15 protein-coding genes are annotated in these 18,105 nt (G+C 59.2%); 5 read left to right on the top strand and 10 right to left on the bottom strand.

Annotated elements, in window-relative coordinates:
• Positions 1–26 precede the first annotated feature (26 nt).
• Positions 27–1,463: an aldehyde dehydrogenase family protein gene (locus ACSZPK_RS20225; RefSeq protein ID WP_437883323.1), complete on the top strand. Its 1,437-nt coding sequence runs from the start codon at positions 27–29 to the stop codon at positions 1,461–1,463.
• Positions 1,464–1,520: 57 nt separating this feature from the next.
• Here the strand turns inward: ACSZPK_RS20225 and ACSZPK_RS20220 are convergent, their stop codons facing one another.
• Positions 1,521–2,531: an Lrp/AsnC family transcriptional regulator gene (locus ACSZPK_RS20220; protein ID WP_437883322.1), complete on the bottom strand. Its 1,011-nt coding sequence runs from the start codon at positions 2,529–2,531 to the stop codon at positions 1,521–1,523.
• Between the two features lie 194 nt (positions 2,532–2,725).
• The gene (locus ACSZPK_RS20215; protein WP_437883321.1) at positions 2,726–3,679 is read right to left on the bottom strand and encodes a CobW family GTP-binding protein; all 954 of its coding nucleotides are present in this window, start codon (positions 3,677–3,679) and stop codon (positions 2,726–2,728) included.
• Positions 3,680–3,918: 239 nt separating this feature from the next.
• Between ACSZPK_RS20215 and ACSZPK_RS20210 the strand changes: the two genes are divergently transcribed.
• From ACSZPK_RS20210 to ACSZPK_RS20200, 3 genes are read left to right on the top strand one after another with little or no spacing between them, the layout of a single operon-like run.
• Positions 3,919–5,574, top strand: a complete 1,656-nt coding sequence (locus ACSZPK_RS20210) for an amidohydrolase (protein WP_437883320.1) — start codon at positions 3,919–3,921, stop codon at positions 5,572–5,574.
• A 60-nt stretch (positions 5,575–5,634) separates the two neighbouring features.
• On the top strand, positions 5,635–5,787 hold the full coding sequence (locus ACSZPK_RS20205) for a hypothetical protein (protein ID WP_437883319.1): 153 nt from the start codon (positions 5,635–5,637) through the stop codon (positions 5,785–5,787).
• Positions 5,784–7,226, top strand: a complete 1,443-nt coding sequence (locus ACSZPK_RS20200) for a purine-cytosine permease family protein (RefSeq protein ID WP_437883318.1) — start codon at positions 5,784–5,786, stop codon at positions 7,224–7,226. The genes ACSZPK_RS20205 and ACSZPK_RS20200 overlap by 4 nt, the downstream gene beginning before the upstream one ends.
• A gap of 285 nt (positions 7,227–7,511) precedes the next feature.
• Here the strand turns inward: ACSZPK_RS20200 and ACSZPK_RS20195 are convergent, their stop codons facing one another.
• From ACSZPK_RS20195 to ACSZPK_RS20175, 5 genes are all read right to left on the bottom strand, one after another.
• Positions 7,512–8,228 carry an ABC transporter ATP-binding protein gene (locus tag ACSZPK_RS20195; protein WP_437883317.1) on the bottom strand — a complete coding sequence of 239 codons (717 nt, stop codon included), beginning with the start codon at positions 8,226–8,228 and terminating at the stop codon, positions 7,512–7,514.
• 2 nt (positions 8,229–8,230) lie between these two features.
• Positions 8,231–9,004 carry an ABC transporter ATP-binding protein gene (locus ACSZPK_RS20190; protein WP_437883316.1) on the bottom strand — a complete coding sequence of 258 codons (774 nt, stop codon included), beginning with the start codon at positions 9,002–9,004 and terminating at the stop codon, positions 8,231–8,233.
• Positions 9,001–10,233, bottom strand: a complete 1,233-nt coding sequence (locus ACSZPK_RS20185; protein WP_437883315.1) for an ABC transporter permease subunit — start codon at positions 10,231–10,233, stop codon at positions 9,001–9,003. Before ACSZPK_RS20185 ends, ACSZPK_RS20190 begins: the two co-directional genes overlap by 4 nt.
• A 13-nt stretch (positions 10,234–10,246) precedes the next feature.
• Complete coding sequence (locus ACSZPK_RS20180; protein WP_437883314.1) at positions 10,247–11,185, bottom strand: branched-chain amino acid ABC transporter permease; 939 nt, start codon at positions 11,183–11,185, stop codon at positions 10,247–10,249.
• A gap of 142 nt (positions 11,186–11,327) precedes the next feature.
• A complete protein-coding gene (locus ACSZPK_RS20175; protein ID WP_437883313.1) occupies positions 11,328–12,476 on the bottom strand; it encodes a branched-chain amino acid ABC transporter substrate-binding protein in 1,149 nt (382 codons plus the stop codon).
• 441 nt (positions 12,477–12,917) lie between these two features.
• Between ACSZPK_RS20175 and ACSZPK_RS20170 the strand changes: the two genes are divergently transcribed.
• Complete coding sequence (locus tag ACSZPK_RS20170) at positions 12,918–13,643, top strand: FadR/GntR family transcriptional regulator (protein ID WP_437883312.1); 726 nt, start codon at positions 12,918–12,920, stop codon at positions 13,641–13,643.
• Positions 13,644–13,652: 9 nt separating this feature from the next.
• Here the strand turns inward: ACSZPK_RS20170 and ACSZPK_RS20165 are convergent, their stop codons facing one another.
• From ACSZPK_RS20165 to ACSZPK_RS20155, 3 genes are all read right to left on the bottom strand, one after another.
• A complete protein-coding gene (locus tag ACSZPK_RS20165) occupies positions 13,653–15,104 on the bottom strand; it encodes an NAD-dependent succinate-semialdehyde dehydrogenase (RefSeq protein WP_437883311.1) in 1,452 nt (483 codons plus the stop codon).
• Between the two features lie 64 nt (positions 15,105–15,168).
• A complete protein-coding gene (locus ACSZPK_RS20160) occupies positions 15,169–16,854 on the bottom strand; it encodes a thiamine pyrophosphate-binding protein (RefSeq protein ID WP_437883310.1) in 1,686 nt (561 codons plus the stop codon).
• Positions 16,855–16,881: 27 nt separating this feature from the next.
• Positions 16,882–18,078 carry an NAD(P)/FAD-dependent oxidoreductase gene (locus tag ACSZPK_RS20155; protein WP_437883309.1) on the bottom strand — a complete coding sequence of 399 codons (1,197 nt, stop codon included), beginning with the start codon at positions 18,076–18,078 and terminating at the stop codon, positions 16,882–16,884.
• Positions 18,079–18,105 lie beyond the last annotated feature (27 nt).

Here is an 18,105-nt window from a genome sequence, read left to right as displayed (position 1 = left end):
GCGTTCAGACCTTTTTGCAGCAGCCCATGAAACTGATGATCGACAATCAGTTCGTCGACGCCTGTGAGGGTAAGGTTTTTCAAACCTACGACCCTGCAACCAGCCAACTCATCGCGAACGTCTCAGAGGCCGGCATAGCCGATGTCGAGGCTGCCGTCGCCTCTTCCAATCGCGCACTTGTCGGGCCATGGGCCAAAATGCTTCCCAACGAACGCGAAGCCATTATCCATCGCCTCGCCAACCTCATAGAAAAGCACGCGGACGATCTGGCTCAGATCGAAAGCCTGGATAGCGGTAAACCTGCTGCGCAAATTCGCGCGGTGGATCTTGAACTGGCGATTGCAGCCCTTCGATACAACGCTGGCTGGCCGACAAAACTTCATGGCCAGACAGTACCGGTCAGCGTACCTGACATGCATGTCTATACCCGTCGAGAACCGCTGGGTGTGGTCGCGGCCATCGTCCCGTGGAACTTCCCTCTCTGCCAGGCGTGCTTCAAGCTTGCACCGGCACTTGCCGCAGGATGCACCGTGGTACTCAAGCCGGCGGAGCAGACTCCACTTTCCGCCCTCTATCTGGCGAGGCTTGCAATCGAGGCGGGTCTGCCAGCGGGCGTACTGAACGTGCTTCCAGGTTTCGGCAAGGTCGCGGGCCAGGCCCTGGTCGAGCATCCGGGCGTAGCCAAAATTGCCTTCACGGGCTCCGAAGCAGTAGGCAAGCATATCGTCAGGACCGCGGCCAGCGATCTCAAGCACGTGTCCATGGAACTGGGAGGCAAAAACCCCAACGTAATCTTTGCTGACGCAGACGTGGACAAGGCTGCCGCTGCCGCCGCTACAGCCATTTTCTTCTACTCCGGGCAGGTTTGCGCCGCCGGCTCGCGCTTGATGGTGGAACGCAAGGTTTATGCGCGTGTACTGGAAACCATAGTGGCTGAAACCGCGAAGCTGAAGGTTGGCCATGGCCTGGCGCCAGACACATTCCTCGGCCCCCTGATCTCTGCCGATCAGTTCGCCCGGGTTAGCGGTTTCGTAGAGCGCGCCAAGGCGCAGGGCGTTGAATGCGTCGCCGGCGGCAAGAAAGTGGGCGGTGCCCTGTCCGACGGCCATTTCCTGGAGCCGACCATTCTGCTGAATGCCAAGGACAACCAAGAAATCGTGTCCGATGAAATATTTGGCCCGGTGCTGGTAGTCCAGACCTTCGATACGATCGACGAGCTCACGACCCGCGCCAACAACACCGGGTTTGGCCTATCCGCCGGCGTCTGGACTCGTGATGTCGCCAAGGCGCATAAGGTCGCAGCGGCGCTCCAGGCAGGAACCGTCTGGATTAATACCTACGGCAACTTCGACGGCGCGGCGCCTTGGGGGGGTTACAAGCAATCGGGGTACGGACGCGATAACGGTGCCGAAGGCATCGACAAGTTTCTGCAAACCAAGACCGTCTGGACGAGCCAGAACTGATCCAAGCTGCAGAGGATGCAGCCCTATCGTCATTATGCCGACCGCAAGGTCGGCTTTTCATAAACGACCGGGGCCAAGCCTCTTGTACAGGAGATCGATATAGGGAAAGCTTTCGATGCGCTCGATGCCATCGACCATGCGCAATTTGTCATCTATCAGGTCAAACAGGTTCGACCTGGAGGCGCACACTACTTCCACGAATAAATCGAAGCGTCCGGCGCAGATCGTGATGTAAGACACCTTCTCGATGCTACGCAGTTGCTCAGCCACGTCTTTGACTCGAACACCCGCCCGGACGGTTATAGCCACCCAGGCTATTGCTCGATCTTCCAGATTCATTGGGCTGGTGATGGCCATGATATTTAACAAGCCAGTCTCGACCAACGTGTTGAGGCGTCCCCTGACCTGCGACTCTGAAATCCCCAGCGCCACGGCAATGTTCTTCAATGGCGCCCGACCATCAAAGCTGAGTTCTCGTACGATCTTCCTGTCCACCTCGTCCATTTCCTTGCTCAGCACTCCCGAAGGCTGCGCGGCAGGCGCGCCACCAAAGAACTGGGCTTGCTGGTAATAAACGCTGTAGTACGGGAAAACCTCGATGCCCTTGACACCCGGCAGCGCCGCAATTTCCCTATCGAGCACATGCTGCATCCGCGCCATGTCAGTGCAGATGATCTCCACGATAAGCGAAAATCTGCCTGTCGTTGTTACGACGTAGTCGACATCGGCAATGCCTATCAGCGCCTCGCAAACCTGGGCAATCGGACGGGTCAGATCCAGGACGATCCCCGCTAATGCGCCGGCATTGAATCCCAGAGAAGCCGGATCGGTCAGCGCGACAATCTGGATGACATTTTGCTCAAGCAACTGATGCACGCGGTTGCGCACAGTACGTTCCGAAATATCCAGCTCTCGCGCAATAGCGACAAAGGGGCGACGACCATCCTCTTGAAGATGAGCGATTATTTTCCGGTCCGTAGAAGACAGTACCTGCTCGGAAAGAGGGCCATGCCCACGGGGCTGTAGCCTGGTGACGGGGAACACTTCTTTTAAGTTGGTGTTATTCATGTCAGATGAATGTAGAGGGCAGATCGACCTATTATCCACTCACCCACTGCATGGGCAAGCTTCAAGATTCGCCCTCTGCCGAAGCTCCTCGCCGAACGCTGAATCATGACCAGCCAATCCTGACGATAAGCGTCGTCGCAAGGCATAAGGCCATCTGCACAAGTACCGACCCTTGGGGAATGGTCTGGCCGCAACTACTGCAAACAAGCCTCGAACGAGGCCCGTAGTGCTCGAGCGTCCAGGTTGCGGCCAATGAACACGAGCTTGCTTGAGCGAGGTTCGTCCTCGCGCCAGTAACGCTGGACGTCGCCATCCGCCATGGCCTGTACGCCTTGGAATACGAACCTGCGGGGCTCGTTGGTCATCGCCAAAACGCCCTTGTAACGCAGCAAGTCCTCACCATACTGAAGCTGCAGCGTTTGTATGAAAGCCATGAAGCGGTCCGGCACCACTTCCTTATCCGTTGTTAAGGAAATGCTGCTGACCTCTTCATCGTGTCGATGCAGAAAAGCAGGAACGAAAGCGCCAGGTGCGCCAAGCTCGAACTCGGCAAGGCTATAGGCCCGGCGTCCTGTCAGAGCGGCGACGTCCATTTCACAACGACTGGTTCGGAACAGCCTGGACAGAGGGCTGAGCTTGCGCAGGAGCCGCTCGATGTCGTCAGTTCGATCCGCTGTCAATTGCTCGCATTTGTTGAGCAGCACGACATCGGCAAACGCAAGCTGCTGAACGATCTCGGGGTGCCGCTTCCAATAGCCACCAATGTGCGGCCCGTCGACGACACAAACGACCGCATCGAGCACTAGGCGATCGTTGAGGTCGTCATCGAGCATGAAGGTCTGGGCAATCGGGGCGGGATTGGCCAGGCCAGTGGTCTCGATGATCAACGCATCGAAGCCTCCCTTGGCGACCAACGCTTCGAGACTGGACAAGAGATCACCCCGTACCGAGCAGCAAAGGCAGCCGTTGCTGAGTTGAATCACCTCTTCGTCACGGCTCTCGATCAGCTCCGAATCGATACCAAGCTCGGCAAATTCGTTGACTATAACCGCAAACTTCTGCTCTCCAGGGTTGGCCAGCATCCTCCTGAGCAGGGTTGTTTTGCCTGCACCGAGATACCCGGTCAAGACGGTGACGGGAATTTTCACTGCAATGACTCCTTAGGCAAGCCTCGACTACGTCGCCGCATGGACGAGCACCTTTTCGACATGTAAAAAGACGTTGACATCGAATTTATTTGCTGATTATGTAGCATTCGAACAATAAAAAAAACAAAAGCGGAATTCTTAGGAAGAAAAAATAATTTTTACGTGACTGCCACGAACCACACTGAAGCGCCGTTGCAACGCGCTCCACTTCCCAAGTCCTCCGCGCTGGAGAAGCTACGATGATCGAAAGAGAGACCCCTTCCGAACGGATTATTCTTGGCGGAAAGGTTATTGCGATGAGCCCGGATGCGGACCCGCATGCAGAAGGCGTCATAGTACGAGGCGATCGGATCGTCAGACTGATCCGCCGTCATGAAGTCGAGCATTACCGCAAAGAATCCACTGTTGTCACAGACCTGGGCAATCGGACCTTGATGCCGGGATTCGTAGATGTCCACGCTCACGCAGAGGTGGTGTGCCGTACGACCTTCAACACGATCGACTGCCGGGCACCGGAGTGTTCGTCGATCGAAGACGTATGCAATCTACTGGCCAAGGCACGGGATGAAAGAGCTCCCGGTGAATGGGTTGTCGGCCAGGGCAACCTGTTCTTCGACCGCAAGCTCAAGGAAGGCAGGCTGCCGAGCAAAGCCGAGCTTGATGCCGTAAGCAAAGACTCGCCTATTGCAGTGCGTGCTGGTGGGCATATTACCGTGCTGAACAGCAAGGCATTGGAAGTGTCTGGCATCAACCGGAGCTATGTACCGCCAGCATTCAGCGTCACGGGCCTGCCTATCGTGGAGCGGGACGAAAATGGCGACCCCACGGGCATCGTAAAGGAGATGGACACCCTCCTCCCGTTTCCAGGCTGTGATCGGTCCACCCTGAAAAGCGCGTTAAAGGAAGGACTTTTCGAATACTTCACGCGCTTTGGCGTTACCACCATCGGCGAGATCTCCGAGACAGTCGAGGGTATCCAGTGCATGGATGAAATGGCCTGCGAAGGTTCGCTGCCCGTATCCATGCGTATCTATATCTGGGCTCCAGGTACGATGGAGTTGGATGAAGCGTGCAATTGGCAAAGCAAATTCCAGCTCAGCGCCTCTGAAAACATGATCCGCATGCAAGGTATCAAGCTGTTCTCCGATGGCGGATTTTCAGCCAAGAGCGCTGCGGTAAGTTGCCCCTATCTTGGCTTGAACGGCCAGTGCGGTGAGATCGCCTTTCCTAAATACTTTTTCCGCCGGGCCTACGAACAGTCGCAGAAAGCAGGTCTTCAGCTTGCAGTACATGCGAACGGCGATCGAGCCCAGGAATGGCTTTGCGAATTGGTGCAATCAATGGGCGGCGCCAGCAGCGGCCGTACCCGCATGCGCATCGAACACGCGGGCAACTTCATGCCCCGCCAGAAGACGATGGAGGCTTGGGCCTCTGCGGGCATCATTCCGGTGCCTCAACCCGTCTTCATCTATACCTTCGGCGAATACTTCCCTGATTATCTGGGCGACACCGGTCGTATTGGCCGCTTTCCGTTCAAGGATCTTCTCGCTCAAGGTTGGCGGCTATCCGGCAGTTCGGATGTCTGGATCGGTTCCGAGCGCGAGGCCACCAACCCGTTTTTCAGTATCTGGTGTTGCGTAAAGCGCCAAGCCTATTCCGGAAACTACATAGATCCAGAACAAGCCGTGTCACTGGAGCAAGCGTTGCGCATGCATACGCTGGATGCGGCGGCAACAATGGGTGAAGACGATATACGCGGCAGCATCACCCCAGGCAAGTTCGCTGACATAATCGCACTTGACCATAATCCCTTCGATATACCCGTAGATGATCTAAGAACAATAAAAGTTGAATACGTTCTTGCTCAAGGACGCACCGTCCTTGACTTTACCTGATAACTGCTAATTATCCGGCCCCAAGCCTGGACTCACAAGAAAGGTTGCAGGAGTTACTCTATGCGTGCGCTACCTATTGAGTTAGAAAAAAGAATATCCCTATTGGAGCAAGAGCAGAATCAAGGAGCGGACTTCGACAGCAACACCTGGATCTGGCTTATTGCGCTGGGCGTCGTATTCCCCGTTGCAATTGCCGTTTGGGGGTGGCTATGAGCAAGCAAGATCAGCTGGAGCCTATTGCCGATACATCGGCATGGCCGCTTCTACCTGTCGAGCGGGTCTGGGGGAGCTGGCAACTCCTCATCGCCCTCACAACGGCGGGCGCTGCGACGTGGTGCTACATCATTGGCGAGTACGTCGGCTACTACCTGAACTTCCGCCAAGGACTTGCCTCACTGACAGCAGGTTGCATGTTTGGAATGCTGCTGACCGTACTGGCAGCTCTTCCTATCTGCTGCCGCTTCGGGGTCGACTCAATTGCCTCCAGCAAACCAGCCTTTGGTTCAAAAGGCTGGATCATCCCGGCCACATTGCAGTTCCTCTCTATTCTAGGGTGGAATTGCCTACTTCTAATCTTCTTTGGAAAGTCCGCTGCACAGTTTCTTGTGGCCGTAGGGCTGACAGGGCCAGAGCACAGTAAAATAGTTGAGCCATGCGCAACTTTCCTGGCTTGCGTTCTAGTCATGCTTTTCTTGATAAAAGGCTCTGGAGGCGTCGACAAGGTTGCAAAAATCCTGGTTGCCCACGTCTTCGTCGGCCTGTGGATGCTTTACATCATCGTGGATGAACGATGGGATGATCTGGCAACCGCGCAACCTGTCCAGGCCTCAGCGGACCCGGTGTGGAATTTCGTGACCGGGCTCGAGCTTGGAATCGCCGCATCGCTGTCTTGGTGGCCCTATATCGGGGCAATGTCCAGGATGGTGCCGAACGGCAGGAAGGCTGCCGTCCCGGCCATGATCGGGCTCGGCGGCTCGGTAGCGGCACTCAGTTTGATCGGCATCGCGGGCGTGCTCGTCCTCAAGGTTTCTGATCCCTCGGAATGGCTCGCCACCGTAGGAGGTCCGACCTATGCAATCATATCCCTCGCCTTCGTAACGGCGGCCAACCTGGGCACCGCAGTCGCGGGCATATATTGCTCGGCACTGGGCCTTCGCCACTACAAGACGTTCGAGAAAATTTCATGGAAAGTCCTGCTGCTGATCGTGATTTCCCCGATTGCCTTGATAGGTCTGTTCATCCCCAATCTATTCTTCAACAACTTCTCGACATTCCTGGGATTGATCGGGGTCGGATTTGCTCCGCTATGCGGCATCTTGATCGCTGACTACTACATCCTACGACGTGGGGTTATCAATGTCCGCGGTCTCTTTGATGATCAAGAGCCGAGCTACCACTACTGGAAAGGTGTCAACCCGGCAGCGGTGCTTGGGATGATCATCGGCGTGGCCACTTACATCTATGTGCTCAACCCCCTGACCTATACCTCAAACTTCCCGTACCCGCTGGTACCGGCCTCTGTCTTAGCGGCGCTCACAGCAAGTGTTGTCTTTATCCTGGCGTCGAGAATCATAGTTATCCCGGCCGGTAAAGGTGGATACGCCAAAAGCAAAACAACATCCCCTGGAGAACATATAACCCCTCCCGTTTGATATATAGACCTATCTCAATAGGTCTCCGAATTATTTGGAGGCCTACTTGAACTGGACATAATGGCGCTACCACCGCTTTATTAATTGGCACGGATTGAGCGGTATGAAGTGATCAACATAAGTTGACGATCACCGGATACAGGCGATGACAGAGCTGGCACAAGCCAGCTCGTACTTGATGGTCATGCACTGATGAAGTTCGTGGCAGCTAGCATTTCCATTGTCCATTTATCCGGGACGCCCCTGAATAAACCACGCCATGGCAGCAAGCCCTGACGTGCGTATCTACTCACCCAGGTAGGCCTTCTGCACCTGCTCGTTATGCAGCAACTCATCGGCCTGCCCTTCGAGCGCAATCCGACCGTTGTCGATCACGTAGGCTCGCTGGCAGGTCTGCAGCGCGAGCCGGGCATTCTGCTCGACCAGCAGCAAGGTCACGCCACCTTTGACCACCTCGACGATGGTCTCGAAGATCTTCTGCACGATGATCGGAGCCAACCCCATCGAGGGCTCGTCGAGCAGCAGCAACTTGGGCTTGCCCATCAACGCGCGGGAGATCGCCAGCATCTGCTGCTCGCCCCCGGACATAGTGCCGGCCAACTGATTGGCGCGCTCCTTGAGGCGCGGGAAGATGGAGAACATGCGCTCGATGTCGGCAGCGATAGCTGGCTTACCGTCGGTACGGGAGAAAGCACCCATTTCCAGATTCTCGTGAACACTGAGCTTGGAGAAGATGCCGCGCCCCTCGGGCACCAACGCCAGCCCGGCACGAATCAGGTCATGGCCCTTGATCGCCGCATGCGCCTGACCGTCGAAAGTAATGCTGCCCGCCGCCGGATTTAGCAGACCCGCCAGCGTCCTCAGGGTCGTGGTCTTGCCGGCGCCGTTGGCGCCGATGAGGGCGACCATTTCACCCTGCCCCACGTGAAAGTCGATGCCCTTGATCGCCTGGATCGCCCCATAGGCAACTTTCAGATCGCGTACTTCAAGTATGTTGTTCATGCTCAGGCTACAGCCTCCGCCCCCAGATAGGCCTCGATCACTTTCGGGTCCTTTTGCACATCGGCCGGCAAGCCATCGGCGATTTTCTTGCCAAACTCCAATACCGTCACGTGATCGCACAGGCCCATGACCAGCTTCACGTCATGCTCGATCAGCAGCACGGTCTTGCCATCGGATTTCATCTTGCACATCAGCTTGCGTAGCCCTTCGGTCTCCGAGGCATTCATGCCGGCGGCCGGTTCGTCCAACGCCACCAGCAAGGGCTCGGTAGCCAAAGCGCGCGCGATTTCGAGCCGGCGCTGATCACCGTAAGACAGGTTCTTGGCCAGTTCTCCGGCCAGGTGGGCGATACCCACGTAGGCCAGCCAGTGGCGGGCCGATTCGCGGATTTCCCGCTCCTCGCGGACGCAGGCCGGCGTGCGGAAGATCGCACCGAATACGCCGCAGCGGGTGCGTACATGCCGGCCGATCATCACGTTTTCCAGGGCGGTCATGTTGTGGAACAGGCGAATGTTCTGGAAGGTGCGGGAAATTCCCGCCTCGACCACCTTGTGCGGCTTGCGGATGAGCAACGGCTTGCCATTGAACTCGACCTTGCCCTGCTCCGCCCGGTACAGGCCGGTCAGTACGTTGAACAAGGTGGTCTTGCCGGCGCCGTTAGGTCCCAGCAGCCCGCGAATTTCTCCACGCTTGATCGACAGGTCGATGCCATGCAAGGCCTGCAGGCCACCGAAGAACTTGCTGACGGAGCGCAGCTCCAGGAGTACGTCACTCATACCTTGTCCGCCAACTTCACTGGGTATTCATAGTCAGGCTTGTTTGGCTCATCCACCCTAATGGACAGGTCGACAGGTGCCTGATCGTTATCATGCAATTCGGCTCGCCGGCGGCTGGAAGGCCATAGCCCCTCCGGTCGATAGCGCATCACCAGGATCAACGCCAGGCCGAACACCAGCATGCGCAGGGTCGAAGCATCGAGAATATTGCGCAGCACCTCGCGACTGACGAAGGTCACGTTGTCCATGACAAAGGGCTGAATCCAGTTGACCAGGTCGCGGAACAGCTCCGGCATGATCGACAGGATCAACGCGCCGAGCACCACGCCGCGAATGGAACCCATGCCGCCGAGCACCACCATGGCCAGGACCATGATCGACTCCATCAGGGTGAAGGACTCCGGACTGACGAAGCCCTGGTAACTGGAGAACAGTACACCCGAAACACCGCCGAAGGTCGCGCCCATGGCGAAGGCCAGCAGCTTCAGGTTGCGCTTGTTCAGGCCCATGGCCTCGGCCGCGATCTCGTCTTCGCGCATGGCCATCCAGGCCCGCCCAATACGCGACACTTCCAGGCGCTTCGACAACACGATGGCAAAGATCACGATGGCCAGGAAAAACAGGTAGTAGCTGATCACCGGCGTGACCTTCAGTCCGAACAGGCTCCAAGAGGCCTGCAACGACAGGATCGCCTCGGGCGCTTGCCCGGCGGCATATGACCAGCCAGCACCGTCGATGTGCAGCGGTGCGATATTGCTGATGCCCTGCGGGCCGTTGGTGATGTTCAGCGGCTGGTCGAGGTTGTTCATGAAGATGCGGATGATCTCGCCGAAGCCCAGGGTCACGATGGCCAGGTAGTCGCCGCGCAGCTTGAGCACCGGCGCACCGATCAGCACGCCGCAGATGGCCGCGGCGACTGCAGCGATAGGAACGATCATCCACAGCGGCCAGTTCAATACGTTGTCGACCAGCCCGGCCATGTTCAGGTGGGGTGAGGCCAGTAGCGCGTACAGGTAAGCACCAATCGCGTAGAAACCGATGTAGCCCATGTCGAGCAGGCCGGCATAGCCGATCACGATGTTCAGCCCAAGCGCCAGCAGCACATAGAGCATGGCGAAGCCCAGGATGCGTACCCAGGTCGGGCCCAGCACCGGGATGGCGTCGACGATGAAAGGCAGGGCGATGAAAGCCAGTGCCAGCAGAACATACTGTGCGCTCTGTTTTTTCATGATCATCCCCTCCCTACGCCCGGTCTGCCTGGCGCTCACCCATCAACCCGTTAGGCCTGAACAGCAGCACCAGGATGAGAACTGCGAAGGCGAAGATGTCCTGGTAGTTGGCGCCCAGGAAGCCGCCGGTCAACTGGCCGGTGTAGCCAGCCGCCAAGGACTCGATCAGCCCCAGCAGCAGGCCGCCGAGCATGGCACCGAACAAGTTGCCGATGCCGCCGAGCACAGCCGCCGAGAACGCCTTGAGCCCGAGCAGCAGCCCCATGTAGGCATCCGCCTGGCCGTAGTTGACCGCACGCATGACGCCCGCGATGGCACCCAGCGCGGCACCGATCAGGAAGGTCAGGGAGATCACCCGGTTGATGTTGATACCCATCAGGCCGGCGACTTCCTGATTTTGCGCAGTCGCACGCATCGCCTTGCCCATGCGCGTCTTGTCGACCAGCAGCCACAGGCCGAACATGATCACCACCGAGATGATCATGATGCTCATCTGTACGTTGGTGATGGTGGCGCCGAACACCTCGACCGGCTGGGTCTCGACCACTTCCGGAAAGGTCTTGTAGCCACGTCCCCAGATCATGATCGCCAGGTTCTGCAGGAAGATCGAAATACCGATGGCCAGGATCAACGGGGTCAACCGGGGCGCCTTGCGCAGCGGGCGGTAGGCGAACTTCTCCATCCCCTGGGCCAGCAGCATGCAGACGATGGCCGCCACCATGATCGCCAACAGCAAGGTCAGCATGCCTGGCTGGAAGCCGAAGCCCGCCAGCATGGTCAGGACCGAGACAGTGACCATCGCACCGACCATGACGACCTCGCCATGGGCGAAGTTGATCAGGCCGATGATGCCGTAGACCATGGTGTAGCCGAGCGCCACCAGCGCATAGATGCTGCCAAGCACCAGACCGTTGAGGATCTGCTGCAACAAGATATCGAAATTGCCTTCCACGTGCTGAATCCTCGAGACCGCATGAGTGTCTGCCGCGCCGGCTGGCAGCGCGGCGACAGATTGGGCAGGTCAGAAATGTGCGCTTCTTATTGTTGTCGCGAGGCCGCTGCTGGCCCTGTTCTTATTGGGTAACGGGCAATGCTCAGTCGCGTTCCACGGACAGCGTTTTCCAGCCACCATCAACGAACTGGAAGATCGTCGCCGCCGGGCTCTTGAGGTTGCCGTACTCGTCGAAGGCGATCGTGCCAGTCACACCTTCGTAGCTGGAGCTTTTCAGCACGGGCAGGTACACCGCCGGCTCTACCGACTGCGCCTTGACCATCGCGGTGATTGCCGCCCAGGTCGCGTCATAGGCCGCAGGAGACGACTGCACGACACCGGTGCCGAACTTGTCCTTGAGCTTCTGCTCGAAGGCCGCCCCCTTGGGCATGTCCTGCAAGGGTGTGCCGTAGTTCCAGGCATAGACGCCTTCGGCGGCGCTGCCAGCCATTTTCTTGAAGTCGTCGTTGGGCAGGTTGCCGATGTTCATGAAGCGAGCCTTGAGACCCAGGTTCTTCATTTGCTTGGCCATCGGCGCAGCCTGGTAGTCCAGGGCGGCGAAGAACACGGTGTCGACCCTCTGCGCCTTGGCCGTGGTCAGGATCGCGTTGAAGTCGGTGGACTTGTCGTTGGTGTACTCGCGCACCGTGACATCGCCACCGGCTGCCTTGACTGCCTTGGCGACCTCGTCGGCCAGGCCCTGGCCGTAGGCAGTACGGTCGTCGAAGATGGCGATGCGCTTGGCTTCGAGCTTGTTGACCAGATAGTTGCCTGCGTAGCGGCCCAGTGTCGCATCGTCGTTGACCACCCGGAATACCGACTTGATGCCCTGGCGCGTCAAGGCCGGGTTGGTGGCCGATGGCGAAATCTGAGGAATGCCAGCATCGCCGTAGATTTTCGATGCCGGAATACTGGTACCGGAGTTGTAGTGGCCGATGACCACAGCCACCTTGGCATCGACCAGGCGCTGGGCCACTGCAGTGCCGGTGCGCGGGTCGGCGACATCGTCTTGCGAGACGAGCTTGAATTCGGCGACCTTGTCGCCAATCTTCAATTGCTGCTGATTGGCCTCCTCGATCGCGATACTCACCCCATGCTCCACATCCAATCCCTGATGTGAGGACGGACCAGTCAGAGGGCCCGCGAAACCGATCTTCACCACCTGGGTCTCGGCTGCAAAGGCACTGCCGACACTCGCCAACGAGGTCATGACCGCGACAAGGGCTTTCACCCTCAAGTTGTTCTTATTCATTCTCAGCTCCCAGTAATCATCAGACGAAACGTTTGAGCACAGGGCGTTAGAGCAATGGGTCGTGCGTACTGCTACACGGACGCATCCCCTCGCCCATCGGTACCACTTCGTTGCACGCTGTCGACCGAACCGGCGAAAGCACTTGTAAGATAACAGTCAGCAGGCAACTGTCAATAACTGTATACTGATGAAAATCGAAAAAGAGAATAAGGGCCGCAGAAAGCGAATGGCTTGCACAGCGATGGAGCAGAGAACGGCAGGAAAAGCGGCCCCTTGCACCATCACAAGTCAGATGTTTGATAACATATAGGTACAAAAACGAAGCGAATGCCGAGGGTTTCTCAGGTTGAGCTCAAATAGCTCTGGCGATGTCTACCCGAGCTGACGACTATTACTATCCATTCACCGTGATAAGCAATCTGCTTCAGGAGCTACATGTCTATGAATGCGTCGTTAGGTACGCGCAGGGGCAATCTGGCGGAGACCGTGATCCAGGAACTGTCCAACCGCATCGATACAGGCGTCTATGGCCCTGGCCAGAAACTGCCGTCGGAGCAGGAACTGTGCAAGGAGTTCAGCGTCAGTCGCCCCGTCGTTCGCGAAGCCGTGGCCTCGCTGCGCCTGGGTGGACGGCTGATCGCCCGCCAAGGCGTTGGTGTGTTCGTCGTCGAGCAGAACGTCAAGCGCCTGGGTTTCGCCCTCAGCACCGTGGTCGACGATGTCAGGGCCGCCGCACAGATTCTCGAGCTGCGCCTGGGAATCGAGACGGAGTCGGTGGCTCGCGCAGCGGAACGTCGCAGCCCAGCCAGCATGGCCCAGATCACCGAGGCTTATGACCGTTTCAACGCACTGGACGGCTCCAGCCTGGAAGAAGAAGCCAAGGCGGACTTCGAGTTCCACCTGGCCATCGCCCGCGCCACCAACAACCCGCACTTCACGCAACTGCTCGAAGCGCTCGGCCCGGACATCATCTTCGACCTGAACCTCAAGCACGGCCAGTCGACAGGCAAGAACCGCCAGGCCCATATCAAGAAGATCGGCCGCGAGCACGGCGCCATCGTCTCCGCCATCACCATGGGCGATGTCAGTGGCGCGCGCTCGGCATTGCGCAAGCACCTCGAAGAAAGCCTTTCGCGCTACCAGCGCCTGGTCGACAGCGGAGAGTAATCTCCGCGGTCAGTTCAATCCAAGGCAGACGTATTTGCTCTCGAGGTAATCCTCGATCCCGTAACGCGAGCCTTCCCGGCCCAGCCCCGACGATTTCACACCGCCAAACGGTGCGACCTCGGTGGCTACCACGCCAACATTGACGCCGACCATGCCATACTCGAGCGCCTCCGAAACCCGCCAGATCCGCCCGACATCCCGCGCGTACAGGTAGCAGGCCAGCCCGAACTCGGTGTCATTGGCCAGGGCTATCACTTCGTCTTCATGGCTAAAGCGGAACAACGGTGCCACCGGGCCGAAGATTTCCTCGCGTGCCACGCGCATGTCGGGGGAGACATCAGCCAATAAGGTCGGCTCGTAGAACGCTTCGCCCAGGTGGTGACGCTTACCGCCGGCCACCAGGCGAGCGCCGGCCTCGACCGCCTCACGCACCATCGCGTCGACCCCGGCAACGGCATTGCCATCGATCAGCGGTCCTACGGTCGTGCCCGACTCTGCGCCGTTGCCGATGACCAGCCCGGCAACACGCTTGGCGAACTTCTCGATGAAACGCTCGTAGATGCCGGCCTGAATGTAGAAGCGATTGGCGCACACACAAGTCTGTCCGCTGTTACGGAACTTGGCGATCAGCGCGCCCTCCACCGCAGCGTCCAAGTCAGCGTCATCGAAGACAATGAAGGGGGCATTGCCGCCCAGCTCCATGGTGACTTTCTTCACCGTGGCAGCAGACTGCTGCAGCAACTGGATGCCGATGGGCGTGGAGCCGGTGAAGGACAGCTTGCGTACGATCGGGCTGGACGTCAGCTCGCCACCGATGGCCGATGAGTCGCCGGTCACCACGTTGAGTACCCCGCACGGAATACCCGCTCGTTCAGCCAGCACGCACAGCGCCAGCGCGCTATAAGGCGTCTGCGATGCAGGCTTGAGCACCAGCGTACAGCCAGCCGCCAGGGCTGGAGCGGCCTTGCGGGTGATCATCGCTGCCGGGAAGTTCCAGGGCGTGATCGCCGCGCAAACCCCGATTGGCTCCTTGGTCACGATCAGTCGTCGGTCGGCATTCGGCGAGGGAATGACATCGCCATAGATGCGCTTGCCTTCCTCGGCGTAGAACTCGACATAGGCTGCGGCGAAAGCGATTTCGCCCCGCGACTCGGCAAGCGGCTTGCCCTGCTCGGCGGTCATGATCTGCGCCAAGTCGTCCTGGTGCAGCATGATTTCGCGGAACCAGGCCTGCAGGCGGGCCGCACGCTCCTTCGCTGTCAGTTTTCGCCAGGCAGGCAAAGCCGTCTCGGCAGCCAGGATCGCCCGGCGGGCTTCATCGGCACCCATGCGCGGTATGTGACCCAGGCGCTGCCCGGTCGCCGGATTGATGACGTCGACGGTTCTCGCACTATCGGCATCCAGCCAGGCGCCATCGATATAGCAACGCTCACGCAGCAGATCAGGATCGGCAAGTTTCATGCTGATTGGCTCGTTCGAATCGGAAAAAAGAAGCGGAAGCCGAACGACTTCCACCGGCGGAAAATCAACGCGATGCCAGCGCCTTCTCGCGAATCTGGCTGAGGGTCATGCGCGGCGTCAGGGCTTCGGGGTCGATTTGCACCTCAATCAGCGCCGGTTTACCCGACGCCTGGCAGCGCTCGAAGGCCGTGACGAATTGCTCGGTCGCGGCGACGGTTTCACCATGCATGCCGTAGGCCCGTGCCAAGGCGGCGAAGTCTGGATTGTGCAACTCGGTGCCGGAAACCCGCCCCGGGTAATGGCGCTCCTGGTGCATGCGAATGGTGCCGTACATGCCGTTGTTGATCACGATCACGATCACCCGGGCATCGTAGTGAGCGGCCGTCGCCAGCTCCTGGCCATTCATCATGAAACAGCCATCGCCTGCGAATGCCACCACCGTGCGCTGCGGTGCGGTGAGTTTGGCTGCCACCGCCGCCGGCACGCCGTAGCCCATCGAGCCGTTGGTGGGCCCCAGCAAGGTACGGAAGGTACGGTGCTGGTAACCACGGTGCACCCAGCCGGTGTAGTTGCCCGCGCCACAGGCCAGGATGCTGTCGTCAGGCAGGTTCTCGTTCAGCCAGGCGATCACTTCGCTCATCTGCACCTGGCCGGGAGAGCGAGGGCACTCGAAGTTGGCGCGATAGCCGGCGTTGATTCTCTCTACCCAGGCCGAGAACGCTTGTGGCTTGACCGAGGGCAGCGCAGCCAATTGCGCGGTGACGGTCCTGATGCCGGCATTGATCCCCAGGGTCGGCTGGTAGACGCGCCCAAGCTCTTCGATGCCCGGATAGACGTGCACCAGTTTCTGCTTGGGCACGGGGATATCGACCAGAGCATAGCCACCGGTGCTCATCTCGCCGAGGCGCGCACCGATCACCAGCAACAGATCGGCGTTCTTCACCGAGTCGACCAGCTCCGGGCCTGCGGCCAGACCGAGGTCACCGGCATAGTTCGGCAACGTATTGTCGAACAGGTCCTGGCAGCGAAACGATGCCGCGACCGGCAGGTTCTGGGTTTCGATGAAGCGCCGCACATCGGCGACCGCCTGGGTGTTCCAACCTCCCCCACCGATCACCACCAGCGGCTTTTGCGCCGCCTGCAGCAGCGCCTGCAACTGCTGCAGACTCTCGGCAGGCGCAGCCGGCTCGATCAGCTTCGCCGGCCCTGCATCGACCGCCGCGCAGCGGTCGGTCAGCATGTCTTCCGGCAAGGCCACCACCACCGGTCCCGGGCGACCGTTGATGGCGCGGTGAAACGCCTGGCTGACCAGTTCTGGAATCCGCGCGGCGTCGTCGATCTGCACCACCCATTTGGCCATCTGGCCGAACATGCGTCGATAATCGATCTCCTGGAAAGCCTCGCGCTCGATCTGGTCGCGGGCGACCTGACCGATGAACAGGATCATCGGCGTGGAATCCTGGAAGGCGGTGTGCACGCCCACCGAAGCGTTGGTCGCACCCGGACCACGGGTGACGAAGCAGATACCCGGCTTGCCGGTCAACTTGCCATAGGCCTCGGCCATGTAGGCGGCGCCGCCCTCTTGGCGGCAGACCACTAGCTCGATGTCATCCTTGGCATCGTGCAGGGCATCGAGCACATCGAGGTAGCTTTCGCCGGGCACGCAGAAGGCGCGATCCACGCCATTGACGCGCAAGGCATCGACCAACAGCTGGCCGCCGCTACGCAGGCCTTTGTTTTCAGTATTCATCTTGTTGTTCTCCCTCAGGCATCCCGGTCAGATCACCGAGTCTTCCAGGAACGGCTTGTTGTCGATGACCCGCTGGTAGGACAGCGCGCCCAGGTCCAGGCTGCGGTAGCCGCCGTAGGTGATCAGCTCCGACAGACCACGGCCGATAGCCGGCGCCTGTTGCAGGCCATGGCCGCTGAAACCGTTGCAGAACAGGAAGTTTTTCACTTCGTTGTGCGGGCCGACGATGGCGTTGTGGTCGAGCACGCAGAAGTCGTAGTGGCCAGCCCAGAAGTTGACCACCTTGATGCCTTCGAACGCCGGTACCCGCTCGGCGAGAATCGGCCAGACCTCTTCGTCGAACTCGTCGTGCAGCACGTCGAAGTCTTCGAAATCCACTTCCGGGTCGTGCTTGGGATAGGTGCCACCCAGGTAGAACTGGCCTTCAGGACGGAAGAACACCCCGGTCGGGTCGATGGTCAGCGGCACGTTGCCTTGCAGCGGCGTGCGGCAATCGAAGACGAACAACGAACGGCGACGCGGCTCCACCGGAATATCCAGGCCAGCCATACGTGCGACCTGGGTACCACGGGTTCCGGCACAGTTGACCAGGGTGCCGCAGCCAATGCTTTCGCCACTCGCCAGGGTCACACCGGTGATCCGCTCGCCCTGGCGCTGGATACCCACCACCTGGTTTTCGATGTACTCGATGCCCAGCGAACGCGCCTTGCGCCGGAAGCCCTGGAGCATGCCGAGGCTGTCGAACCAGCCCTCGCCACTCTTGCCATAACTGGCGCCAGCCAGCGAGTCGATATTGACCCAGGGGAACTGGCGCGCCAGCTGTTCGGGGTCGAGCAGGTGCACGTCGGCGCCATGGGAGACCTGGGTATCGTGCAGGCGACGCAGGACTTCGAAGCCCTTGTCGTCGCCAAGGAACAGGTAGCCGTTCTCGTGGAAGGCCAGGTCCGGGCGGTCGCCATCGACTGCCATGACGTCCGGGAAGCTACGCACGAACTCGGCGCCGAACTTGGAGATCTCGATGTTGATCGGATTGGAGAACTGCTGGCGGATCGAGCTGCTGGACAGCGCAGTGGCCGACTTGTTGTAGGTCCAGTCGCGCTCGATGACCAGCACGGAGCCCTTGAAGTCCGGATTGGTGGCCAGGAAATAGGCGGCGGAACTGCCGTTCACCGCACCGCCGACGATCACCACATCGTAATTCTGTTGTTTCGCAGTTGAAGCCATGGAATGAGCGCTCTTCTGATGTGGGTG

Source organism: Pseudomonas sp. LRF_L74, from assembly GCF_965644255.1.
In the GTDB taxonomy this organism is placed as follows: Bacteria; Pseudomonadota; Gammaproteobacteria; order Pseudomonadales; family Pseudomonadaceae; genus Aquipseudomonas.
This window is presented reverse-complemented; position numbering and strand designations above follow the sequence as displayed.